The sequence below is a fragment of the Streptomyces sp. ICC4 genome (assembly GCF_003287915.1).
GTDB lineage: Bacteria > Actinomycetota > Actinomycetes > Streptomycetales > Streptomycetaceae > Streptomyces > Streptomyces tritrimontium.
Genome location: NZ_CP030286.1, coordinates 6,834,381 through 6,856,862, shown reverse-complemented (window position 1 = coordinate 6,856,862; position 22,482 = coordinate 6,834,381). Strand labels below are relative to the sequence as shown.

At 71.2% G+C, this 22,482-nt stretch carries 22 protein-coding genes, 1 tRNA gene and 3 pseudogenes; 15 read left to right on the top strand and 11 right to left on the bottom strand.

Annotation, left to right across the window (positions count from 1 at the left end; translation table 11 throughout):
• Positions 1 to 790 precede the first annotated feature (790 nt).
• Complete coding sequence (locus DRB89_RS32100; RefSeq protein WP_112449499.1) at positions 791 to 1,123, top strand: hypothetical protein; 333 nt, start codon at positions 791 to 793, stop codon at positions 1,121 to 1,123.
• A 64-nt stretch (positions 1,124 to 1,187) separates the two neighbouring features.
• On the opposite strand, the gene DRB89_RS32095 is transcribed toward DRB89_RS32100, so the two are convergent.
• Positions 1,188 to 1,580: a nuclear transport factor 2 family protein gene (locus DRB89_RS32095; RefSeq protein ID WP_112449498.1), complete on the bottom strand. Its 393-nt coding sequence runs from the start codon at positions 1,578 to 1,580 to the stop codon at positions 1,188 to 1,190.
• Between the two features lie 135 nt (positions 1,581 to 1,715).
• Between DRB89_RS32095 and DRB89_RS32090 the strand changes: the two genes are divergently transcribed.
• From DRB89_RS32090 to DRB89_RS32075, 4 genes are all read left to right on the top strand, one after another.
• Positions 1,716 to 2,300, top strand: coding sequence for a TetR/AcrR family transcriptional regulator (locus tag DRB89_RS32090; protein WP_112463520.1), 585 nt, complete (start codon positions 1,716 to 1,718; stop codon positions 2,298 to 2,300).
• Between the two features lie 162 nt (positions 2,301 to 2,462).
• Positions 2,463 to 3,752 carry an MFS transporter gene (locus DRB89_RS32085; protein WP_275432078.1) on the top strand — a complete coding sequence of 430 codons (1,290 nt, stop codon included), beginning with the start codon at positions 2,463 to 2,465 and terminating at the stop codon, positions 3,750 to 3,752.
• Positions 3,753 to 3,890: 138 nt separating this feature from the next.
• Positions 3,891 to 4,655 (top strand): glucose 1-dehydrogenase, encoded by a 765-nt coding sequence (locus DRB89_RS32080; RefSeq protein WP_112449496.1) that lies wholly within the window; start codon positions 3,891 to 3,893, stop codon positions 4,653 to 4,655.
• 80 nt (positions 4,656 to 4,735) lie between these two features.
• Positions 4,736 to 5,806, top strand: a complete 1,071-nt coding sequence (locus DRB89_RS32075; protein ID WP_112449495.1) for a glycosyl hydrolase family 18 protein — start codon at positions 4,736 to 4,738, stop codon at positions 5,804 to 5,806.
• Between the two features lie 62 nt (positions 5,807 to 5,868).
• Here the strand turns inward: DRB89_RS32075 and DRB89_RS32070 are convergent.
• Positions 5,869 to 5,942 (bottom strand) — tRNA-Met (locus DRB89_RS32070).
• Positions 5,943 to 6,332: 390 nt separating this feature from the next.
• Between DRB89_RS32070 and DRB89_RS32065 the strand changes: the two genes are divergently transcribed.
• The 3 genes from DRB89_RS32065 (at position 6,333) to DRB89_RS32055 (ending at position 8,855) form a co-directional block, all read left to right on the top strand.
• Entirely contained in the window at positions 6,333 to 6,536 is a 204-nt protein-coding gene (locus DRB89_RS32065) for a cold-shock protein (protein WP_053678014.1), read from the top strand.
• A 351-nt stretch (positions 6,537 to 6,887) separates the two neighbouring features.
• Complete coding sequence (locus tag DRB89_RS32060) at positions 6,888 to 8,495, top strand: DEAD/DEAH box helicase (protein ID WP_112449494.1); 1,608 nt, start codon at positions 6,888 to 6,890, stop codon at positions 8,493 to 8,495.
• A 48-nt stretch (positions 8,496 to 8,543) separates the two neighbouring features.
• On the top strand, positions 8,544 to 8,855 hold the full coding sequence (locus DRB89_RS32055) for an SCO5918 family protein (RefSeq protein ID WP_112449493.1): 312 nt from the start codon (positions 8,544 to 8,546) through the stop codon (positions 8,853 to 8,855).
• A 94-nt stretch (positions 8,856 to 8,949) separates the two neighbouring features.
• On the opposite strand, the gene DRB89_RS32050 is transcribed toward DRB89_RS32055, so the two are convergent.
• Complete coding sequence (locus tag DRB89_RS32050; RefSeq protein ID WP_112449492.1) at positions 8,950 to 9,288, bottom strand: hypothetical protein; 339 nt, start codon at positions 9,286 to 9,288, stop codon at positions 8,950 to 8,952.
• Between the two features lie 212 nt (positions 9,289 to 9,500).
• Between DRB89_RS32050 and DRB89_RS32045 the strand changes: the two genes are divergently transcribed.
• On the top strand, positions 9,501 to 9,839 hold the full coding sequence (locus tag DRB89_RS32045; RefSeq protein ID WP_112449491.1) for a MerR family transcriptional regulator: 339 nt from the start codon (positions 9,501 to 9,503) through the stop codon (positions 9,837 to 9,839).
• A gap of 1 nt (position 9,840) precedes the next feature.
• Here DRB89_RS32045 and DRB89_RS32040 read toward each other — a convergent pair whose 3' ends face one another.
• On the bottom strand, positions 9,841 to 10,854 hold the full coding sequence (locus tag DRB89_RS32040; protein WP_112449490.1) for a TolB-like translocation protein: 1,014 nt from the start codon (positions 10,852 to 10,854) through the stop codon (positions 9,841 to 9,843).
• A pseudogene (locus tag DRB89_RS32035) lies at positions 10,851 to 11,480 on the bottom strand (MFS transporter); the annotation flags it as partial. The gene DRB89_RS32040 and the pseudogene DRB89_RS32035, both read right to left, overlap by 4 nt.
• 89 nt (positions 11,481 to 11,569) lie before the next feature.
• On the opposite strand from DRB89_RS32035, the gene DRB89_RS32030 reads away from it, so the two are divergent.
• Together DRB89_RS32030 and DRB89_RS32025 are read left to right on the top strand one after the other, a co-directional pair.
• Positions 11,570 to 11,749, top strand: coding sequence for a hypothetical protein (locus tag DRB89_RS32030; RefSeq protein ID WP_162688810.1), 180 nt, complete (start codon positions 11,570 to 11,572; stop codon positions 11,747 to 11,749).
• Between the two features lie 723 nt (positions 11,750 to 12,472).
• Positions 12,473 to 12,913, top strand: coding sequence for a hypothetical protein (locus DRB89_RS32025; protein ID WP_204357759.1), 441 nt, complete (start codon positions 12,473 to 12,475; stop codon positions 12,911 to 12,913).
• A 244-nt stretch (positions 12,914 to 13,157) separates the two neighbouring features.
• Here the strand turns inward: DRB89_RS32025 and DRB89_RS32020 are convergent, their stop codons facing one another.
• Entirely contained in the window at positions 13,158 to 13,550 is a 393-nt protein-coding gene (locus DRB89_RS32020) for an ATP-binding protein (RefSeq protein WP_112449389.1), read from the bottom strand.
• A 746-nt stretch (positions 13,551 to 14,296) separates the two neighbouring features.
• Positions 14,297 to 14,548: a hypothetical protein gene (locus DRB89_RS32015; protein ID WP_112449388.1), complete on the bottom strand. Its 252-nt coding sequence runs from the start codon at positions 14,546 to 14,548 to the stop codon at positions 14,297 to 14,299.
• On the opposite strand from DRB89_RS32015, the gene DRB89_RS32010 reads away from it, so the two are divergent.
• From DRB89_RS32010 to DRB89_RS31990, 4 genes and pseudogenes are all read left to right on the top strand, one after another.
• Positions 14,522 to 14,908, top strand: coding sequence for a hypothetical protein (locus DRB89_RS32010; protein ID WP_112449387.1), 387 nt, complete (start codon positions 14,522 to 14,524; stop codon positions 14,906 to 14,908). The two genes, DRB89_RS32015 and DRB89_RS32010, sit on opposite strands and share 27 nt — an antisense overlap.
• Positions 14,909 to 15,207: 299 nt before the next feature.
• The gene (locus tag DRB89_RS32005; RefSeq protein ID WP_112449386.1) at positions 15,208 to 16,725 is read left to right on the top strand and encodes an APC family permease; all 1,518 of its coding nucleotides are present in this window, start codon (positions 15,208 to 15,210) and stop codon (positions 16,723 to 16,725) included.
• A gap of 20 nt (positions 16,726 to 16,745) precedes the next feature.
• The gene (locus tag DRB89_RS32000; RefSeq protein WP_112463519.1) at positions 16,746 to 18,386 is read left to right on the top strand and encodes an NAD(P)/FAD-dependent oxidoreductase; all 1,641 of its coding nucleotides are present in this window, start codon (positions 16,746 to 16,748) and stop codon (positions 18,384 to 18,386) included.
• Between the two features lie 625 nt (positions 18,387 to 19,011).
• Positions 19,012 to 19,896: pseudogene (locus DRB89_RS31990) on the top strand (IS5 family transposase).
• A 191-nt stretch (positions 19,897 to 20,087) separates the two neighbouring features.
• Here the strand turns inward: DRB89_RS31990 and DRB89_RS31985 are convergent.
• From DRB89_RS31985 to DRB89_RS43285, 4 genes and pseudogenes are all read right to left on the bottom strand, one after another.
• The gene (locus DRB89_RS31985; protein WP_112449383.1) at positions 20,088 to 20,342 is read right to left on the bottom strand and encodes a hypothetical protein; all 255 of its coding nucleotides are present in this window, start codon (positions 20,340 to 20,342) and stop codon (positions 20,088 to 20,090) included.
• Positions 20,343 to 20,533: 191 nt separating this feature from the next.
• Entirely contained in the window at positions 20,534 to 21,631 is a 1,098-nt protein-coding gene (locus DRB89_RS31980; protein WP_112449382.1) for a glutamate--cysteine ligase, read from the bottom strand.
• Positions 21,632 to 21,694: 63 nt separating this feature from the next.
• Positions 21,695 to 21,847: pseudogene (locus tag DRB89_RS45150) on the bottom strand (iron-containing redox enzyme family protein); the annotation flags it as partial.
• 202 nt (positions 21,848 to 22,049) lie between these two features.
• Positions 22,050 to 22,229, bottom strand: a complete 180-nt coding sequence (locus DRB89_RS43285; RefSeq protein ID WP_112449381.1) for a hypothetical protein — start codon at positions 22,227 to 22,229, stop codon at positions 22,050 to 22,052.
• Positions 22,230 to 22,482: the final 253 nt, after the last annotated feature.

Sequence of the window (22,482 nt, the reverse complement as noted above, 5' to 3'; positions counted from 1 at the left end):
GACTGGGCAGTCATCCGCCGCTCCTGCTGCGCCGCTGGTGGATCCGGCACGCACCAGCGCTCCCCGCCGCGGACGCGGCAGCGCCTACCGCGTCTTGGAACATCGGACACTGACCCGCCGCCTGGGGCGGCGGACCAGGTCCGCTATCGGCCACCGGCCAAGGGATCGGCCACCGGCGGCTGGGCCCGAGTGAGCAGGCTGACCGCAGTGCCGGTGAGCGTGACCGTCGTCCACTGCGTTCCGCTGCGGCCAGGAGCCGTGCCTTCTCCAGCCGGTGCAACTGGTACGCGACGCGAATTCTGTAGCCAGTGACTGTTGTTGCTCAGAGCGGTGGATGCGTCTCGGGGGGGGTGGGCCCGGTCCCACGTACGGACCGAGGAGTTCATCGAGCTCCCCGTGCCCAGCAACCGCGTGCGCCCCGTCCCCGGAGCCATGTACGACAACCGTCCCCATGCTCCTCCGCCTGCCTCTTATACCCCTCTGCTGCTGCCGACGATCTACGCATTTTATTCCTCGTTGGTCGTGGAAGGGCGGTCCCGCATGGTGAGATGAACCGCCGCCGGGCGGCGCGCGCGTGCCAGACTCTGCCGCATGTCGCGCAAGCTGATTATTGGCGCCGGCGTGCCGGCCCCGAGCTGACTGCGATGACCCCAGCAGCTCACCGCCCGCACGCAGACCTCTCGCACCCGCGAGGGGTCTTCTTGGTTTCCGGGCCCACGCGCCCGCCCTCCCTGCGAACCTCACAGCCCGGCCGGCAAGGCCCCCGCCCCAGGACAGGAGCCCACCACTCATGACCCGCAGCGATGTTCTCCCCGCCGTCTCCGCCGTCTCCGCCGTCACTGCCGTCCCCGCCGTGCGTACCGCGCGGGCCGCCGCCCCCGTCTGTCACGCGCTGACCGTCACCGTCCAGGACGGCGGCCACGCCCTCACCCGCATCTCCTCGATGCTCAACAACCTCTCCGTCAGGGCGCTTTCCTTCAGGGCCTCCGAGGACGGCGGCCCCGCCGTGTGCGAGATCGTCGTCCCGGCCTCCGACTCGCCCCGGGCCCAGGCCAAGCTCCTGCGCTGCGTCGAGGTCGTCGGCCTCACGGCCCGCCTGGCGTCGGACCAGCCGGTCGGCTGAACGCCGGTCGGCTGAACGGCCGCGCCGCGCCGGGGTCTTGGCGCGGCCGTGGCCCGCTCGCGGGTCAGCGCGCGCTGCCGAGGTCCCGGTCCGCTTCCGCGCCGGCCAGCATGAGGGTGGTCTCCTCGATGCGGCGGAACCGGCCGTCGGGGGCGAACTCGCCGAAGAGGTAGACCTCCATGCGGACGCTCGAACCGTCCGTCTTGGTGACGTTCACGGTGTGGCGGTCGGCGTAGCGGGTGCCGTCGCTCAACTCCTCGTGGACCTCGAGGGTGCCGCCGGCCACCACCGTGCGCAGGTGGGCGATGTGCGCGAGGAATCCGGCACGATCGTCCCACGTGCCGTTGGTGCGCTGGCGGTAGTCGGGGGCGAAGTGCCGGTCGGCCGCCTCGTGGAGATCGAGCCCCGGGGTGAAGAGCAGATCGGTCAGGGCGGCGGTGATGTCGGTCCGGCTCACGGCTGTCCTCCATGGACGTACGGGTGTGTGGCGCACGCACGTGACTGTACGTTCCTGGCCGCGCCACCCCGTCGGCCACAGAACCTCGAACGCCTTACTTGACTGACCGTTCCAGTATCCCGTAGAGTCTGGGACGTGGCCAGGACCAAGGAATTCGATCCGGAAGCCGCACTGCAGTCAGCTCTGGAGCTGTTCTGGCAGCGCGGCTACGAGGCGACGTCCATGGCGGACCTCGTCGACCGCCTCGGCATCGGGCGGGCCAGCATCTACGCCACCTTCGGCAACAAGCACGACCTGTACCTGAAGGCGCTGGACCGCTACAACGAGAACCGTGACGCGGTCCTGCTCCACGAGCTGTCCCAGCCGGGGGCGGCGCTGCCGGCCGTGCGGGCGGTGGTACGCCGCTTCGCCGCCGAGTCGAGCTCCGCCGGTCAGCGGCTGACCGGTTGCTTCGTGACCAACACGGCCGCCGAGCTGGGGGCGCACGACCCGGTGGCGGCCCGCAAGGTCGAGGCGAGCTGGAACCACATCGAGACCCTGTTCCACTCGGCGCTGGCCCGGGCCCGGGCGCAGGGCGAGCTGCCGGCGGACCGCGATCCGCGCACGCTGGCCCGGATGCTGCTGGTGCTCATGCAGGGCATGCGGATCGTCGGCAAGGCGTCGGAGGACCCGTGTCGGCTGCGGGACGCGGCGGAGCAGGCGCTGGCGCTGCTCGACTGAAAAGCACTTCCCCCTGGGGGAGTGTTCTTATAGGCTCATTCTGGAATGTACGTTCAAGTATAAGGGGGAGTCGTGACCGTCACCACGCACCACGAGAGCACGAACGAGGCCGCGGCGGCCGGAAGGGGAGCGGCCGGCCCTGCCACCGGCCCCGCGTTCGCGCTGCTCGGCACCGTCCAGATGTCGCTGATCTTCGCGCTCACCTCGCTCGTCGTGCCGCTGCCCACGATCGGCCGCGAGTTCTCCCTGGCCCGTGACGACCTCATCCTCCTCAGCGCCGCCTACGGGCTGACCTTCGCCGGCCTCCTGCTCTTCGGCGGCCGGCTCACCGACCGGTTCGGCGGGCGCCGCGTACTGAGCGCCGGACTGCTCGTGTTCGCCGCGGCCTCCCTCGTCGCGCCGCTCGCCCAGGGCCCCGGCCTCCTGCTCGCCGCCCGCTTCGCCCAGGGCGTCGGCGCCGCGCTCACCGCACCCGCCGCCATGGCCGTACTGCGCGCCGTCTTCCCCCAGCCCGCCGCGTACGGGAGGGCCATGGCCACCTGGGGCGGCCTCTCCGTCCTCGGCGCGACCGCCGGGAACCTGCTCTCCGGGGTGATCTCCGCACTGGTCGGCTGGCGGCTGTCCTTCGCCGTCCCGGTCGCGGTGGCCGTCGTCGCCCTCGTCCTCGCCCCCCGGCTGCTGCCCGCCACCCCGGCGGGCGAGGGCCGCTCCCTGGACCTGCCCGGCGCACTGCTGGCCACCACCGGCATCAGCCTGGCCAGCTACGGACTCGTCCTGACCGACGCCCACTCCTGGGGTTCGCGCACCGTCCTGCTCTCCCTGCTCACCGCGGCCCTGCTCCTGCTGGCCTTCCCGCTCGTCGAGCGCCGGGCCCGTGACCCGCTGCTCCCGCTCGGATTCCTCCGCGACCGGCGCCGGGTCCTGGCCCTCGCGGCCATCGGCCTGACCGCGGCCGGCACGGCGACGGTGTTCGTCCTCCTCTCGCTCCACCTCCAGCAGGAGCTCGGCTGGTCGGCGCTGCGCACTTCCGCCGCCTTCGTCCCCTTCGCCGTGGTGCTGCTGGCCGCGGGCCGGGCGGCGGGCCCGCTCGTCGCCCGGTACGGGGCACCGCGCGTCAGCACGGCCGGGCTCGTGACCGCGGCGGCCGGCCTCGCACTCCTCGCGCTCACCGGCCTGACCGCGGACATCCCGTACGCCGTCGGCCTCCTGCCCGGCCTGATCCTGCTGCCGGCCGGCGCCGCCGCGGCCTTCGCGGGGGCCGCGGTGCTGGCCACCGACGGAGTGGAGCCGCACCAGGCGGGACTCGCGGGCGGAGTCATGAACACCGCGATGGAACTGGGTCCGACGGTCGTCTTCGCCGCCGTGCTCGCCTTCGGCTCCGACGCGATCTCCCTCGCGGTGTCCGCGGCCGCCTTCGCCGCGGTCGCCTTCCTGGGCAGCCGGACCAAGTAGCCGTCACCACGGCCGGCCACCCCGGGGTGGCCGGCCCTCCCCGGTGACCGGACACGGGCCACCGGACACACACCACCGAATGCACACCACCGAACACACAGCACCGAACACCACTCACAGAGCAGGGGATCCACCACCATGTCCGCACGTTTCACCGGCAAGAGCGTCCTCGTCACCGGCGCGGGTTCCGGCATAGGCCGAGCCGTCGCCCTCGCCTTCGCCGCCGAAGGGGCCTCGGTGGTCGCGGCCGGCCGCGGCGCCGCGGCCCTCGGGGAGACGGTCGCGCTGATCGAGGAGGAAGGCGGCACGGCCGTCGCGGTCACCGCCGACGTGACCCGGTCCGAGGACGTACGCGCCTTGGTCCGCAGCACCGTCGAACACTTCGGAAGCCTCGACGTCGCCGTCAACAACGCGGGAGTCTTCCGGGGCGGCGGCCCCGTGGCCGACCTTCCCGAGGAGGACTGGCGCACCCTCCTCGACGTCAACGTCACCGGCGTCCTCCTCAGCCTCCAGGCCGAGGTCTCCCGGATGCGCGAGCAGCCCACCGGAGGGGCGATCGTCAACATCTCCTCGAACCTCGGAGCACACGCCCGCATCCCGGGCGCGGCCGGCTACATCGCCACCAAGGCGGCCGTCTCCGCCCTGAGCCGGGCCGCCGCCCTGGACCACATCGGCGAGGGCATCCGCATCAACGCGGTCAGCCCCGGGCCGGTCGCCACCGACATGTCGCTGTGGCAGGGCGAGGACGAAGCCGGCCGCGCCGCCCGGATGAAGGACGAGTCACCCCTGGGCCGGGTGTCCGCCACGGCCGAGGTCGCGGCGGCCGTCCTGTACCTGGCCTCCTCGGACGCCGCCTCCGTGGTCGGCACCGACCTGGTGATCGACGGTGGCGCGGCGGCCTGAGGCCCGTCGGCCCGCCACCACCCGTCTGCCCGACGTGCCGTCGCCTGGCCCCCCCGTGCGGGGGAGCCAAGGTCGGTGGCATGAAGACCGCCCGCTCCGCCAGTCTCTCCGCCGCCCTCGCGGCCGCCGTCGCGCTCGCGCTGACGGCGGCCGCGCCGGTTCCCGCTCCCGCCCAGGCCCGCGCCGCGCCCGCCCGCACCGTGTCCGCCTGGCTTCCCTGGTGGGACCTGGAGACCGGCTACCGGGACGCACTGGCCCACGCCGACCAGCTCCACACGGTCAGCCCGTTCTGGTACGCGACCTCGTCCGCGACGGAGGTCAAGAGCGAGACCGGGGCCGGCGAGCGCCGGGTCATCGACGGACTGCGCGCCAAGGGCGTCAAAGTGGTCCCCACGGTCACCGAGAGCCTGCGCGCCCCCGCGATGGCGGACCTGATGAACGACCCGGCCCGCCGCACGGCCCACGTGGACGCCCTCGTCGCCGTCGCCACGAGCCGCGCCTACGACGGCCTCGACCTCGACTACGAGGTGATGACGGAGACCGCGGACGCCGCCCTGCGCGAGCGGGTCCGCACCGGGTACAACGCGCTGACGAGCGAGCTCTGCGCCCGCCTGCACGCGCTCGCCAAGAGCTGCGTGGTCACCGTCATGCCGCGCACGAAGGACACGGGCCAGGCCTTCGACTACGCGCACCTGGGCTCCGTCGCGGACCGCCTGCGGATCATGGGCTACAACCTGCACAACGCCCTGCAGGACCCGGGCCCGCTGTCCTCGACCGCCTGGTACGAGGAGTTCCTCGCCTACGCCACCGCGCACGTCCCGCGGGACAAGCTGGAGGTGGCGCTGCCCGCGTACGGGTGGAACTGGACGGTGGGCTCCAAGGCCCGAGCCCGGCACGTCACCTCGCTGGAAGCGGAGGAGCTGCGCCTCGAGGTGGGTGCGGAGTACGACCTCGACGAGGTGTCCGGCACCCCGCACTTCGACTACACGGACGACGAGGGCGAAGAGCACCAGGTCTGGTACCAGGACGCGAACGGGGCGGCCGCGCACCTGGCGGTCCTCGCGCGGCACGGGGTGCGGGGCGCCGGACTGTGGGCCCTGGGGTTCGAGGAGCCCGAGCTGTGGGACGCCTTGGCGGCCCAGGGCACGTGAAGGACCCCGGAAACGGCTCCGGCCCCCTTGACGCGTGGGCGTCAAGGGGGCCGGACCTTTCGTAGCGGGGACAGGATTTGAACCTGCGACCTCTGGGTTATGAGCCCAGCGAGCTACCGAGCTGCTCCACCCCGCGTCGTTGACACCACTGTACGGGACTTCCCGGGCGCCCCACGCCACTCACGCGGGGCGCCCCAAGGGAGTGGCCTGGGGCGGGTCCGCGCCGCTCCCGATTATCTATCCCCGCGAGGGCAGAATTGAATACGGGGGGCGGTGAGAATTTCTGGCGCAGTGAAGGAGCGGCCGATTTGCGGGTCAATCTTCCGGACCCGTCGTGATCCGCCGTGCTACTGTGGTTCCAGTTGCAGTTGTGGTTCCCAAAAATTTCGAACACCTTCGCTGGCTCTTCAACGACCGGCGCGAGTGTTCCCAGTTTTTCCGGTGCTTTCCGGGCTGGGCGATCATTCGGCGACTCGAGATCCGTACAGTGCGGGTCTCTGGGCTGAGCCCACAAAGGAGATTCAACATGGCTAACGGCACCGTGAAGTGGTTCAACGCGGAAAAGGGTTTTGGCTTCATCGAGCAGGAGGGCGGCGGTCCTGACGTCTTCGCCCACTACTCGAACATCGCCTCCCAGGGCTTCCGCGAGCTCCAGGAAGGCCAGAAGGTCAGCTTCGACATCGCGCAGGGCCAGAAGGGCCCGACGGCCGAGAACATCGTCACGGCCTGACGTTCAAGCGCAACCACGCAGCTGGGGCCCGCACCTTGGGGTGCGGGCCCCAGCTCGTTGCTTTTCCCCGGCTCCGCCGGCCGTCACGGCCCGTGAGAGCGGCGCGGGGGCGCAAGCCCCCAGACGCCCACCTGTTCGGCCGATGGATCCGCTCCTCGGCTCTCCGCCCGCACACGATCGCCGGTCATCTCGGCGCGCAGTGCGGTGCCCCTTTCATGACGGCCCGGTCGCATTGCATTCCGGTCCCGTCGCATCTGATTTTACTCCGGCTCATTCTTGTGAATCGTCGCGCGGCTCGTATTTCCGCTGCCGAGAATTCCTCGATGTGTGCCGTATCGAGGAAGGTTCTGCATGAACCGTACGACTCGCATGAATGACCGCTCTTCCCGCACCCGTACGGGTGGTGGATCCTCCGGCTCGTACGGCGGCTCCTCCTCCGGCTCGTACGGCGGCTCCTATGGCGGCTCTTCCGGTTCTTCCGGCGGCCGGGGGACCCGTTTCGGTTCCTCGTCGGCCCCCAGCCGGTCCGGCGGCCCGAAGCGCTCCGGCGGCGGCGGTGGCGGCAGCTACGGCCGACGCTCCTCCGGCCCGCAGGGCGAGTTCGCCCTGCCGGTCACCGTGGTCCCCGGGCTGCCCGCCGTCGAGGCGTTCGCCGACCTGGCCATGCCGGCCCCGCTGCTCAAGGCGCTCACCGCCGAGGGCGTCGCCACGCCGTTCCCGATCCAGGCGGCCACCCTGCCCAACACCCTCGCGGGCCGTGACGTCCTGGGCCGCGGTCGCACCGGCTCCGGCAAGACCCTGGCCTTCGGCCTCGCGCTGCTGGCCCGTACGGCCGGCCAGAGCGCCGAGTCGGGGCAGCCGCTCGCTCTGATCCTCGTACCGACGCGTGAGCTCGCCCAGCAGGTCACGGCAGCCCTCACCCCCTATGCCCGCGCGGTCAAGCTGCGCCTGGCCACCGTGGTCGGCGGCATGCCGATCCACCGGCAGGCCGGCGCGCTGCGCGCCGGGGCCGAAGTGGTCGTGGCCACGCCCGGCCGCCTGAAGGACCTCATCCAGCGGGGTGACTGCCGGCTGAACCAGGTCGCCATCACCGTCCTGGACGAGGCCGACCAGATGGCCGACATGGGCTTCATGCCCCAGGTCACCGCCCTGCTCGACCAGGTGCGCCCCGAGGGCCAGCGGATGCTCTTCTCCGCCACGCTCGACCGCAACATCGACCTGCTGGTCCGTCGCTACCTGACCGACCCCGTCGTGCACTCCGTCGACCCTTCGGCCGGCGCCGTCACCGCGATGGAGCACCACGTCCTGCACGTGCAGAGCTTCGACAAGCAGGCCGCCACGACCGAGATCGCCGCCCGCGAAGGCCGCGTGATCATGTTCCTGGACACCAAGCACGCCGTGGACCGGCTCACCGAGCACCTGCTGAGCAGCGGGGTGCGCGCCGCGGCACTGCACGGCGGAAAGTCGCAGCCCCAGCGCACCCGTACGCTCGCGCAGTTCAAGACGGGCCACGTCAGCGTGCTGGTCGCCACCAACGTCGCGGCCCGCGGCATCCACGTCGACAACCTCGACCTGGTCGTCAACGTGGACCCGCCGACCGACCACAAGGACTACCTGCACCGCGGCGGCCGTACCGCCCGGGCCGGCGAGTCCGGCAGCGTCGTCACCCTGGTGCTGCCCAACCAGCGCCGCGAGATGACCCGCCTGATGGCCGCGGCCGGGATCACCCCGAACACCGCGAACGTCCGCTCCGGCGAGGCCGAGCTGAGCCGCATCACCGGCGCGCAGGCGCCGTCGGGCATCCCCGTCACCATCACGGCGCCCGTCAGCGAGCGCGCCAACCGTGGGGCCAGCTCCTCCAGGGGTCGGCGCAGCCGTCCCGCACAGGACCGGCGCAGCCGCACGAGCACGGCGCCCAGGGGGTCCGAGGGCCGTCCTGCCCTCGCCACAGCCGCTTAGATCTCCCGGACAGTCCCCAGACCGGTTCTCTGCTACCTGTGAGGCACCATGCGCTGCGTCATCGCCCGTTTTCCGTTCGACCTGACCAAAAGCGGTGTGCTGGAGTCGATGAAGGGCATCAAGCCCGAACCGATCACCGCTGAGTCCGTGATCGTCGGCCGGCGCGCCTACCCCGTCAAGCAAGTGGGCGCCGTCATCACCCGCCAGGACCGCCGCGACTTCACCGCCGGCGAGGTGATCAGGGCGCTGACCGCGCTCGGCTTCACCTGCCGCGGGCTCGCCCCGGTCCCGGCGCCGGCCGCCGAGCAGACCCCGCTCGAGAAGGCGTCGGCCATGCTCGGCGCCCCCGCGGGCGTGTAGCCGCGGGCGGATCGAACACCACGTACGGACCCCAGGGCCCCGGTCGGCAGCAGCCGACCGGGGCCCTCGGCGTTCCCCGGACACGGCTCCCGGCTCATGCCCGCGTCCAGCGCGGGCCCGCCGCCGGGCCCGCCGCCGTGGCGGCCGCCGGCGGCTCGGCCCCGTCCAGGCGCAGGCTGCGCAGCGTGGCGTCCGTCTCGCGCTGGAAGTGCGCGTAGGTGATCAGCCGGTCCCACAGCGGGTCGGGCCTGCCGGGGACGGTGGCGCCGCGCGCTTCCCACTCGCGGGCGAGCTGCTCGAAGAGGGCCGCCCCGCCGGCCGGGGCGGATCTGCCGGGATGCTGCCGGGGAATGCCCCGCGCCGCCGCGGCGGGGCTGCGCTCGGGTGCCCGGTGCCGGGCCGGGGACGGGGAGACGGCGTGTGGAGTGCCCATGCCCGCCCCAACGATTCTGCGCGCCCACGGGCACGCCCCGGCGTCGACGGGCCCGGCCGTGGACGGCGGTCCGACGCACGCGCGACGGTCGCGCACCGCCTTCCGGCCGGTCCGAGGGGCAGAGGGACCCCGCCCATGGTGTTGAATTTCCCTCGGGGCCCTGGTGCCGGACGGCAGCAGGGCCTTCGACGCGTCCCACAAACGAGGTGAAAGTGACACCAGAGAACACGCTCGGCCGTTTCGACGACGACGACTATCCGGCCTACACCATGGGCCGGGCCGCCGAGATGCTCGGCACCACACCGGGCTTCCTGCGCGCGATCGGCGAAGCCCGGCTGATCACCCCCCTGCGCTCCGAGGGCGGCCACCGCCGCTACTCCCGCTACCAGTTGCGCATCGCCGCCCGCGCCCGGGAGCTCGTCGACCAGGGGACGCCCGTGGAGTCCGCGTGCCGGATCGTCATCCTCGAGGACCAGCTAGAGGAAGCCCAGCGCATCAACGCCGAGTACCGGCGGGCGGAGGGCGGCTCGCACGAGACGGCCCAGGCCTGAGTCAGCCGAGGCGGGTCGGCGACGAGGCGGCCGGCGCCAGGACGCGCGGGGCGCCGGTGCCGTCGGCCGGCACGGTCCAGAGGTCGGTGGTGTCCACCGACCCCTCGGTGGGCAGTGCGTAGGCCAGGGTGCGGTCGTCGAGCCAGAGCGCCTGGTCGTCCACGCTGCGCTTCTCCGCGAGCGGCTGCTCCCGCAGGGTCCGCAGGTCCAGGACGTGCTCCCGCCACAGGGACGCGCCGCGCTGCACGCGCTTCTTGTAGGCGACCCGGGTCTCGTCGGGGGACAGCGAAGGGCACTCGACGTTCTTGGCGAGGGTGGTGACGCTGCGCCGCGAGATCGAGCCCTTCACCAGGTAGGTCTGGTTGCCGGTGCCGAGCGTGGCGTAGAAGGTGTCGTCGTCCTTGGAGAAGGTCACGCCCCAGAAGTTCACGTCGCCCGCGCTGTAGGGCCGGCCGTCGAGCTCGATGGCGAACTTCTCCAGGTCCGGTTCGAGCGTGCCGGTGCGGACGTCCGCGATCGAGGTGCGGGTGGAGAAGAACGCGGCGCCGTAGGACTCCCCGGCGACGAAGACCGTCCACGCGGCGAAGTGCCCGCTCGGGGACACCCGGGCCCTGGACGGGGTGCCCGCCATCGGGAAGCTGCGCACCGTGCGCAGCTGCGCGTCGACGATGAGCGCCTTGTTGTCCTGGGCGAGCGCGCCGGGGGAGGAGTTGAGGCAGACGCCCGTGCCGGCCGCCGCGTGGAAGCGCTGGCAGGTGAGGTCGGAGGCGGTCCGCCCGCCCTGGGGGGACTGGGCCGGAACCGAGACGACGGCTCCGCGGTGCGGCCCCTGCGCGCCGTTGAGGAAGGCCAGCCCGTCCTGCCGGTCGAGCGTGACCCGGCCCTCGGTGGCCGTCGGATCGCCCTCCCGGGTCTGCTCGGCGCGTGCGGCGGCGCGCACCACCATCGCGCCGGCCGCCCCTCCGAGGAGCAGCACGGCCAGGGCGAGTACGAGCAGCCGGCGTGAGCGGGTCATCGGGTTCCTCGGGTGCGTCGGGGGTGCGGGGTCCGGCCGGACGCGCCGTCCGGGGCCGTGGGGCGGAGTACGAATCCGGCGACGGCCGCGCAGCAGCACAGCCCGGCCGCCGCGGCGGCGAGCGCGGGGCCCGCACCCCACAGCGTCCAGGCCCCGCCGAAGGCGAGCGAGCAGCCGAAGCGGGCCAGCGCCTGGCTGGTGCCGACGACCGCGATGCCGGTGCCCCGCAGCTTCGCCGGGACGGTCGCGGCGACGGCGGCGGGCAGCACCCCGTCGGTGGCGGCGTAGAACATGCCGTGCAGGACGAGGACCAGATAGGGCAGGGCGGGCCAGGCGGGGGCCCACAGCAGCAGCCCGTAGCCGGTCAGCAGGAGGGCGTGCCCGGCCAGGAACACGGTGCGGCGTCCGATCCGGTCGGCGAGGGCGCCGGCCGGCACGGCCAGCAGCAGGAACACGGCGGCGGTGCCCAGGGGCAGGAGCGGGAACCACTGCTCGCCGATGCCGGTGCGGTCCTGGAGCAGCAGGTAGAGGAAGGCGTCGCTGACGGTGGTCAGGCCCAGCAGGGCCGCGCAGGCCGCCAGGGCGCGCAGCCGGGGCAGGCGCAGCAGGGCCAGCGCCTCGCGCACGTTGACCGCGCCCGCGCCCGGCTTCGGGGCGGCGGGTGTGCCCGGGACCGGCTTCGCGGGAGCGGCGGGGGGGTTGAATGGTGCCGTTCTTGCCGGCAGCCTCATACGCCACCAGCTCAGCCTCCACCCCGGCCGACCGGGCCTGGGAGATCGACCACCAGCAGCCCGGCGACTGTGCCAACGGGCACCTGATGCCCCTGACCGGAACAGCGCCGGTCCCGGAGGATCTGCCCAACGCCCCGCGCGTCCTGCGCCTCTTCGGATCCTGAGCCTGCCGCCGGCCGGGTGGGAAGGGTACGGGTGGTGACGGGTGAGTCACGGCTCGCTACGGCATCGTGTGGGGGGTCGTTGGTGGGGCATGGACCAGAAAAACGTTCCCGCGCAGCGCGGTGCCACAGGCCCGCGGGCAGGCGGCGGGCGGGTTTTGGATTCGCCGATCTACGACGCCGTCAAGTGGCAGGCTGCGCGAGGGCCGGGAGGTTCCCGGCGGACAGGAGTCTGCGCCACGAGAAGGGCACTGGTTGGCAGGTGTAGGTCTCTTCCACCGCGGCTGACCGGACCCATGCTCATCCGGCGACGGTCCGCGGCCGGGACGCACGGCTCGCAGGGACAGGGGCTTTGTCCTCACTCGGCTGGCTGGCAGGGTTCATCGCAGGCGCCGGATCAGTCACCTTCGGCGATGGAGGAACACTCGGCCGGCATAGCGGATCGGGACTGCCAGGAACGAGTGAAAGCGGATGTCTTCCTCCGGATCGGCGTACGCGCGGCCGGCGGGGTCGCATCCACGTGCACCAGTACCTGCGCTTCGTCGTTGCTGGGGATGCTCCAAGTCCAGGGCCCGAGAGGAATAGGCCAGAGGTGCGGTGGGCCGCCGGGTAGGCCAGGCCGGGATCGCGTAGCCCCTCCGTCTTCGGGTAGACGCAGTCTGGATCGGCGGGCTTCCGCCGGCCGACGCTCATTCGCACGCGGCAGTGCGGAGCAGGGAGTGCTCCATGATCCTCATCCTCGGCCTCATCCTTCTGATCGCAGCGCTGATCTTCGCCGTGGCCGGGGTCATGGCGAACCTCGGTAGTGCCCACGAGCTCACCAACGACTTCTCGGTCTTCGGCTACCACGTCACCAGCTCGACCGGCGCCCTGTTCCTCTACGGAATCGCCGTCGGCGCCGCTGCCGTCCTGGGCCTGGCCCTCGTCCTGGCGGCCGCCCGCAGGGCCTCCCGCCGCAACCGCCTCGCTCGCCACGATGCTTCCCTCACCTCGAAGCGGGAGAGCGCGGTCGTGGACCGCGAACGCGAGAACCTCATCGAGCAGCGCGACGCCGCCCGCGCGCAAAACGCCCAAGCACTCGGCGACGACCATCCCACCACCACGGCCGCCCCGGCCACGGGTCACCGGCGCGCCAAATGGCTCGGCGGGCACAGCGATCCCCGCTAGTGCTGTGGCCGGGAAGGTTTGCCGGGTCGCGGTGTCCGGTGCGGTGCTTCTCCCCCAGCTACCGCTGGGAGGGGCCCCCGGGCGGAGGGCCACGCCTCGTACTGGACGTACCGGTGTGGTCCGACAACGCGGCGAGGTGCCGTGCCGGGCGCCGCGACCCGGTGGACCTTTCCGGCCACAGCACTAGCAACCGGAGCACCCTGCCGTTCGCGAGACGTGACTCTTCGAGCGCTGGCTGCGCGGGTTAGCGGGGGAGGAGGGCGCGTACGGTCTTGCCGCCTTCGGCCCTGGGTGTGATGACGGTGGCGAGGGCGAGGTCGTTAACCATGTGCCAGCCGAATCCACCGGTCCCGTCCCTCAGGTCGGGGACACGCATGCGCGGCGGTTCGGCGCTGGGATCGTCGACGGCGACCTCGATGCTGCCGGGGTGGGCGGTCAGACGCAGGGTGTAGGTGCCGCCGCCGTGACGCAGGGCGTTGTTCATCAGCTCGGAGACGACCAGGACCACGCTGTCGGCGCACTCCGGAGCGATGGCCGGGTGCCAGAGGGCCTCCAGAAACGCCCGCGCGGTCTGGCGTGCTCCAGCGACGGCGTTCAGGGAGCGGAGGGCTGTGCGGTCGGGGCTCATCGTGGTCATCGCGCGCTCCGGGTCCGTCGTTGGTGTCGGGCCTGGCCTGCCCGGGCGTTGTGCCCGCGCCAGCAGCTGTCGAACCTAACGACACCCGATTACCTCGGTGACGGGCATCTGAAAATCTATGTTGGTCGGAGTAGACATTGGGCTGCGACGTGGTTATGGTTTCTCTCGTAACCCAGACAGACCGCAGGGCCTGGCAGAGACGAACTGCCCGGGCAGCAGTACACGCAGTACCCGTAGTTGCAGTGCGCAGGACGGTGTGGTTGTGGAGTGTCGGAGCCAGGGTGGTTGCAGGATGGCGACGGGACTGGCGACCGGACCGGGTGGCCCGCAGTGATCAAGGGTCGCCGAGAGCAGTACCGCGGTTAACGCAGGTGGCAGTACCCGCAAGTGCAGTACGCAGTACAGGTAATACCCAGCAGTGAAGTCAGTAAGAGCGATACCTCGGTGAAGGCGTCGGCTGCGGGCGCGCGCACCGGGAGGTTCGGCAGTGGGGTTCTAAGCCAGAGCAGGTGCAGGACGGGCAACGGGGCTGGCTGCCGAAGCAATATCAGCAGTACTCGAAGTAGAGCGGTACCAGCAGTACTCAGTCCCCCGCAGGTAGGTAGTTGATCACCGAGGGATGAACGGAGGAGCGAAGCGCCATCAGGATCGCCCGGGCCGGCAGGTTGAAGCCCGGGTACCGCAGGACATCGTTTGCGAGGTGGTCTCCGGTCAAGCAACCGCGGTCCCCGCGCCTCGGGCAGCAGTCAGGCCAGGCACGCGGAAACAGTAGGCCGGCGCAGTTCCAGGGCCGGCAGATGGTGTAGCAGTTCCTTCGGGGCCCTGGTGCCATAGGCACCAGGGCCCCTCCGCGTTCCAGAAAGAGGGCCTTCTGCGGTCTCGGCGTCCGCGTCGGCGTAGGTGGGGTCTTCTCGGTAGCGGGCCGCGCTGGTGGCGTTCTGGGCGAGGAGGAAGCCGAGGATGACCAGGCTTTGGGCGTCGGCGGCGAAGGCGATCATCTGGCGGTCCCAGAGGGAACGGTCGAGCTGGGAGAACCCGGACTCGGTGTCTTCGCGGCCGCCGTAGAGGTGTTGGTCGGTGGCGGTGTTGCCGGGGATCTGGCGGAGGTGTTCGGCGCGGTGGAAGCCGGTTTCGGTGTCGCTCTGTCCGTCGTCGCGTTCGCCGGGGGTGTTGGTGATGGAGACGGGTTCGCGGTGCTCGTGGGCGCCGCGGGGGCGTGGGACGGCGATCAGGTGGCACCAGCGGTGGGTGTTCGGGCTGCAGCGGCGCTGGAGTTTGAGGATGGGCAGGGGCAGGGGCAGGAGCGTGGTGGTGCCGGTGTCGAGGAAGACGCGTTCGTGGGCACGGCCTTGCTGTGACCACGGCTCGTGGCGGCGCAGGTCGTAGTCGAGGGTCCTCAGGTAGCGGGGTCGGGCGGCCTGTGCATCGGGGAATGGGCGGAGTCGGTGGGGGGCGCGCCGACGCAGTCCTAACTCCTTCCCGGTTCCGTGAACATCACCGGGCGGTTACGCCTTCGGTTCTCCGGCCTGGCGGGCCGACAACTCGTCGTCCGTACACGCTGATTGGGGGCCTCTATGTCGATTGTGGCGTGGGTCACGTAGGGCGAGAGTGGCGGCCTTCCCGTCGGCTACCTGCCGCCAGCGTTGAGAGGACGTCCATGTCCCACAGTTCCAGCGGTGAAGTCAACCGGCTCAAGGCCAACTCGGTCGGCTTGGTCGGGGTGGTGTTCATGGCGGTCGCCACGGCCGCGCCCATCACGGCGATGACCGGCAACCTGCCGATCGCCGTCGGTTTCGGCAACGGTATCGGGGCCCCGGCCGGCTACCTCTTCGCCACCGTCGTCCTGACCGTCTTCGCCGTCGGCTACGTCGCCATGGCCAAGCGGATCACCGCAGCCGGTGCCTTCTACGGATACATCTCACACGGCCTGGGCCGGATCGCGGGGATGGCCTCCGGGATGCTCGCCGTCCTCGCCTACATCGTCTTCGAGGCGTCGATCGTCGGCGTCTTCTCGTACTTCGCCAAGACGACCGTGCACGACCAACTCGGCGTCGACCTTCCCTGGATCCTGTACGCGGCCGTCATGTTGGGCGTCACCGCGGGCTTGGCACACTTCGACATCAACCTCACCGCCAAGGCGCTCGGCGTGATGCTGGTCGGGGAGATAGCCGTCCTGTTCGCCGTCGCGATCGCGGTGCTGTTCGCGGGTGGGGGCCCGGACGGCATTCCGCTGGAACCGGTCAACCCGAAGAACGCCTTCACCGGCGCCTCCGCAGGCCTCGGTCTCTTCTTCGCCTTCTGGTCCTGGGTCGGCTTCGAATCGACCGCCATGTACGGCGAGGAATCCCGTGACCCCAAGCGGGTCATCCCGAAGGCCACCCTGATCTCGGTCGTCGGCGTCGGCCTCTTCTACATCTTCGTCTCCTGGATGACCATCGCCGGCAACGGCCTGACCAAGTCCGTCGAGCTGTCCGCCTCCGCCAACCCCCTGGACCTCTTCTTCGCCCCCACGCAGCAGTTCATCGGCTCCTGGGCCGTCGACTCCTTCCAGTGGCTCCTGCTGACCGGCTCCTTCGCCTGCGGCATGGCCTTCCACCAGTGCGCCGCCCGCTACCTCTACGCGATCGGCCGCGAAGGCTTCCTCCACCCCGCGCTCGGACGCACTCACCCCCGCCACGGATCGCCCCACGTCGCCTCCCTCGTGCAGAGCGCCATCGCGATCGCCCTCGTCGCCGCGTTCTGGCTCACCGGTCAGGACCCCTACATCCACCTCTACACCCTGCTCGCGATCCTCGGCACGATGGCGATCCTCATCGTCCAGACCCTCTGCTCCTTCGCCGTGATCGGCTACTTCCGCAAGAACCACCCCGAGGACCGGCACTGGTTCAAGACGTTCACCGCTCCCCTGCTCGGCGGGATCGCGATGAGCGCCGTCGTCGTCCTGCTGGTCGTCAACATGAAGACCGCGGCCGGACTCGCCGCCGACTCCCTCGTTTTCACCCTCATCCCCTGGATCGTCGCCGCCGTCTTCCTCGGCGGCCTGGCGCTCGGCCTCTACCTCAAGTTCAAAGCTCCCGAGCGCTACGAGGTGATCGGCCGGATCGTCCTGGAAGACGCCACCGAACGCACCGACCCCAGCACCGACACCTCTTCCCCCGCCGCCGCGAACGTCTGACACCCGAGGAGCCACCCGCCATGGCCCGAACCTCCGTCATGCACGCCCTGAGGCAACTCGCCGCCGAGCACGCCGTCGCCCGCAGGCTGTCCCTGCCCGCCGCGGACGTACGGGGCCTGAGCCGCCGCGCCCTGTTGGAGCGTGCCACCGCCCTCGGCCTCGGCACCGCCCTGGCGGGCGCCGCCGCCGGGCCCGCATGGGCTGAGACCGCACCCGCGCCGGACGGCAAGAAGCCGCCTACAGGCAACCCCCGTGTCGCCATCGTCGGCGCGGGCATCGCCGGTCTGACCGCGGCCCTCACCCTCAAGGACGCGGGAATCGCCTGCACCGTCTACGAGGCCAACCCCGCCCGGGTCGGCGGCCGCATGTGGACCCAGCGCGACCACTGGGCCTACGGCCAGAGCTCCGAGATCGGCGGCGAGCTGATCGACACCAGCCACAAGAAGATCCTCGAACTGTGCCGCCGCTTCAACTTGCCCACCGAGGACTTCCTCGGCGGTGGACCCAACGGAGCGGAGGAAGTCCTCTGGTTCGACGGCGCCTACTACCCCCGCGCCCAGGCCGACGAAGACTTCAAGGCCGTCTACCAAGCCCTGCGCCGAGACCTCCAGGACGCCGGCGAGGTCACCTGGAACACCACCACCCCCACCGGCACCGCCCTGGACAACATGTCCATCCACCAGTGGATCGAGACCCGGGTCCCCGGCGGCCACACCTCGCGCCTGGGCCAGTTCATCGACGTCGCCTACAACGTCGAATACGGCGCCGACACCGTCGACCAGTCCGCCCTCGCCCTGGTCCTCCTCATGGGCTACCAGCCCAACCCCGGCCACTTCAACGTCTGGGGCCTGTCCAACGAGCGTTACCACATCACCGGCGGCAACGACCAACTCCCCAACGCCATCGCACAGACCCTGCCCGCCGGAACCCTGCTGATGGGACGCGAACTCACCGCTGTCCGAGCCAACGCCGACGGGACGCAGACCCTCACCTTCAATGAGTCCGGCACCACCCGCACCGTCACCGCAGACCACACCATCCTGTGCCTGCCCCTGCCCGTACTCCAGCGCATCGACCTCACCGCCGCCGGATTCGACCCCCTCATGAAGAACCTCCTGCGCGACGCCCGCATGGGCTACTGCACCAAACTCAACATGCAGTTCACCAGCCGACCCTGGCGCGGCACCGGACCTTGGCCCGGCGTCTCCGCAGGCGACTGTTTCACCGACTCAGACGTCCAGCAGACCTGGGACACCACCAAGGTCCAGCCCGGAAACGGCGGCATCCTGCTCCAGTACGCAGGCGGCACCCTGGCCAGGGCGCTCACCCCCGCGACCCCCTTCGCCACCGAGACCGACCCCTACGTACGCGCCCTCGCCAACCGGATGCTCACCGGCATCGACGCATTCTTCCCCGGCACCAAGAACGCGTGGAACGGACGCGCACAGATATCGGCCTGGCACCGCAACCCGTACGCCCTCGGCGCCTACTCGTACTGGCCGACCGGATACCTCCACCGCTACGCCCGATACGAGGGCACAGCCCAGGGCAACGTCCACATCGGCGGCGAGCACTGCAGCTACGACTTCCAGGGCTTCATGGAAGGAGGCGCCACCGAAGGCGAGCGCGCGGCCCGCGAGGTCATCACCGCCCTGACCTAGACCGCGCGGCGCGAAGCCCTCGACCATCCGCCGGGGACCTCCCGAGCCCAGCACGGATGCCCAGGCCCGGCGATGAGGCCGGCCCGGGCACCAACCTTGCCGCAGTCGATCTGTGCCTTGGGCCTGGCAGGCGGTGTTGGCTGGGGTGAGGGCCTTGGCTCAGGAGTCGTTGCCCTGGCTTTGGATGGAGATGCGAAGCCCCGGTGGGTAGCCGGGGCTGTCCGCGTCGGAGAGGTTCTGCCAAGCACAGCCCGGCTCGCCCCAACCGCGAACGTCTGGCCGTCGACCAGCGCCGCGCTGAACGACTCCGTGCGGTTCGGGTTCAGACTCTCGATGTCGTTGCACGGCCCGGCCCCACCGGTCGTCCGTGGCCCCGGTAGCTCCGGGCCCGCGGCGCCTGTGGCCCCTGTGGCTCCGGTCGTATCCGTAGAGCCCGTGGCTCCCCTGGTACCTTCATCGGCCGCCGCCACGAGCCCATTGTCGAAGGCGTGATCCTTGTGCCCTCCTGAATTGGGGATTCCGTGACGTCGGCAGCGGCCGCCCATCGAGACGGCCCTAGGCAGTGTCTGATGGCTCTTGCCCGGGGTGGTGGATCTGTTGCCGTTCCGGGCATGGGTCGGTCATGGTGCGTCGGCATGAACTGACGAATGCTCAGTGGGAACACATAGTTCCGTTGCTGCCATCGGAGCGTTGTCAACGGTGTGCTCTACCGGACGCGGACCGGGATTCCCTGGCGTGACCTGCCCGAACGCTACGGATCCTGGCAGACCGTCTACGAGCGCCACCGCCGCTGGTCGGCGGACGGTACTTGGTCGAAGATCCTGCGAGCGCTGCAGGCCGGTGCCGATGCCACCGCCCGGGACGCGGACGGTTCCTGGGCGGTCAACGTCGACTCCACGACCTGCCGGGCCCGCCAGCACGCGGCCGGAGCTCGGCATGCACCCCCGGCCGACCACCCCGAAAAGGGGGCGGCACGCGTGTGGACACGGAGGGCGGCGAGGCCCTGGGACGCTCCCGGGGCGTGCTGACCAGCAAGGTCCATCTCCTGGCGGACGACCGCTGCCGCCCGCTGGTCTGGCTGACCTCGCCCGGCCAGCGCGGGGACAGTCCGATGTTCATCCCGCTCATGCAGGCCCTGAACGTGGCCCGCACTGGGCCCGGGCGCCCGCGGACCCGGCCCGACCGGGCTCGCGGCGACAAGGCGTACTCCAGCCGCGCCAACCGCGCCTACCTGCGCAAACGCGGGATCGAAGCAACGATCGCGCAGCCGGACGACCAGCGCGCGAAGCGCCGCAGGCGCGGCCGGGCCGGCGACCGCCCGGCGGCCTTGGACCGCAGGTAGTACCGCCGGCGCAACACCGTCGAACGCTGCATCGGGAAACTGAAACAGCACCGGGCCGTCGCGACTCGCTACGACAAACGCGACTACATCTTCAACGGCACCCTGGCCACAGCAGCCATCGTCATCTGGCTCCGCGACCTCATCAAAGAGCCACCAAACACCGCCTAGTGCTGTGACCGGAAAGGTTCACCGGGTCGCGGCGCCCGGCACGGCACCTCGCCGCGTTGTCGGACCACACCGGTACGTCCAGTACGAGGCGTGGTCCTCCGCCCGGGGGCCCCTCCCAGCGGTAGCTGGGGGAGAGGCAGTGCACCGGACACCGCGACCCGGCAAACCTTCCCGGCCACAGCACTAGCTCTTCAGTCGGTCGGCTCCTGGGGCTTGGCGTTGCCAGGGCCGGCGGCCGGTCGCTCGCCAGCCTCCGGGCCGTTGTTCCCCGACCCGCCGTTCTCCTCGCTGCCGGTCCTCTCAGGGCCGTCGCGCCGGGCCCGTCCGCGCTCGGCGTCCGGGAGGTCGGGGGCTCCCGGCCCGAAGGGCGGCAGGTCAGGGGTGACGGCGTCACGTTTCTCCGGCACACGGTCCGGAAGCTCGGGCTGCGACGGGGGCTTTTGCATATCAGCTCTCCTTGCGATCGGGGACGGTGGCACGACAGGGGAGGACAAAAGAGCGTCGCCGGTGTCCTTCTTGCGCCTGCCCCGACCGCGGCTCCGCACTCGCGCGGAAGGAGGACAACGTGGTGCGCGGCCCGGGGGAGCCCTGGTCGAGTTCGGCCGTCACGCTGGTGACAGCACGGCGGCCCCGGCGGTCAGCCGGACGGTACGGTGCCGGTGATCAGTCCAGTCAGCGCCGGCAACCCGCCGTCGGCCACGGCTCGGCGCTGGCGGTCCGCGGGCGTGCCTTCTCGCAGCAGCCGGTGTGACAGGGCGCTCACCTCCCGGAGATCACCGGCGTCTTCCAGTGCGGGCGTGATGTGACGCATGAGGGTGCACAGGACGTCGCCGCTGCTGCGCGGTCGGCCGTCCGGCGCCACGAGGGTGCCGTTCAGGCCGTACCGGGCTGCGTGCCAAGTCGCGGCCTGGAGGACCTCGGGATCACTCGCAGGGGCGGGCGGTATGCCCGCCTTTTCCTCGGCGATCGCCGTGGTGACCAGCGCCCTGACGATGCCGGCGAGCATCACGGCCTCGTCGGGCCGCAGCTGTACGTCCGGGCAGCGCACCTCGACGGTCGGGTAGCGGCCGGACAGTCTCGCCTGCCAGTAGACCTGTCCCCGGTCGGCGATCACCCCGCAGCCCAACAGTGCCTCCAGACGGCGTTCGTAGTCGGCGAGCCCCTCGAAGTACGGCGGCGGACCGCTGACGGGCCAGCGGCTGAAAACGATGGTGCGCCAGCTGGCGTACCCGGTGTCCCGCCCGTCCCACAGGGGCGAGTTCGCCGACATGGCCAAGAGCGTCGGCAGCCAGACCCGGATCCGGTTCAGCACGGCGACACCCGTTTCCGCGTCGGGGATGGCCACATGGACGTGCATTCCGCAGATCAGCTGCTCGTCCACCAGCTGACGCGCGGCGCCCTCGATCCTCAGGTACCTCGCCGACCGGGTGACGGGTACGGGCAGGGCGCCGCGCACCGGCGCCGCACCGGTCGCCGCGATCCGGCAGCCATTGGCCTCCGCCGCCGAGGCCAGCGCATGGCGAAGCCGGAGCAGGTGGCCCCCGATTTCCTCGAGCTTCGAGCAGACAGGCGTGGCTACCTCGATCTGTGCCTGGAGCAGCTCGTCCTGGACCTCTCCCTGTTCCGTGAGGGCTCCCAGACCAGCCGTGCGGCGCACTTCCTCCACCAGCGGAGTCGGCACGGCTGTGGCCGGGTCCACCAGCAGATACTCCTCTTCGACTCCCACGGTGATCACCCCATGCGGCTACCCGCCCACTCCATGATCACGCCTCTTCGGACGGCCCCGGGCCCCGTCCCGTCAGGGGGCAGGGGCTGTGCGCAGGGCGCTGTGCCCTTGCTGCCAGGCCGTGCGGATGTGGGTCGCGAGGCGATCCTCCAGGAGGCCGGTCGCCGCGCAGCCGAAGGCGATGCCCTCCTCCAGGGCCGGTTCGTCGGCGAGGAGACCCCCGATGCCTCCAATTTTGGGCGGGAGAGCATCGCGAAGCCTGCATGCCCCTGTACATCCGTTTGTTGGCTGCGTAGGTCACCGAGGGCCCTGGTCCACCTTTAGCGAAGGCTCACGGAAAGTGATGCCTGTGCGGTGTGGTGGTATGGCCGGACTCTGCGTCGCCGGCCGGTGAGTCCGGCTGCCAGTCGGCGGGCTGGCAGTTCGCTTATCGCGCCCGGTCCACGCCGAGGTCGGCCAGCGCGGCGAGCTGCGCTGGCTCGAGCCAGTCGAGGCGTTGTATCTGGTTGACGATCCAGATCCCGGTCCGGTGTTCCACGCCGTCTGGTAGGAGGACGTGGACGGGCGGGAGCCGGTCGGGCGGCTGAGTTCGGGCGGGCCCGGTCATGGTCGGGTGCGGACGGTCCGGCGGAGCTCGGCGGCGCCGGACCGTCAGCGCGCGGGGGAGGCCCAGTAGGGGTTGGTGGCCAGGTGCAGGTCCAGCAGGCCGGAGTCGACCTCGGCACGTTTCTGCCGCCGATGGGCCGCATGACCGCCGGAGTCCACCGGGCCGTCGTGCCCCGGAGCCAGCCCCGGTGTCCCCGGCCGGTGGACGGCGGTGCTCGGGGAAGGCCCGGTGCCCGGGCCGGCGCGTGACAGAG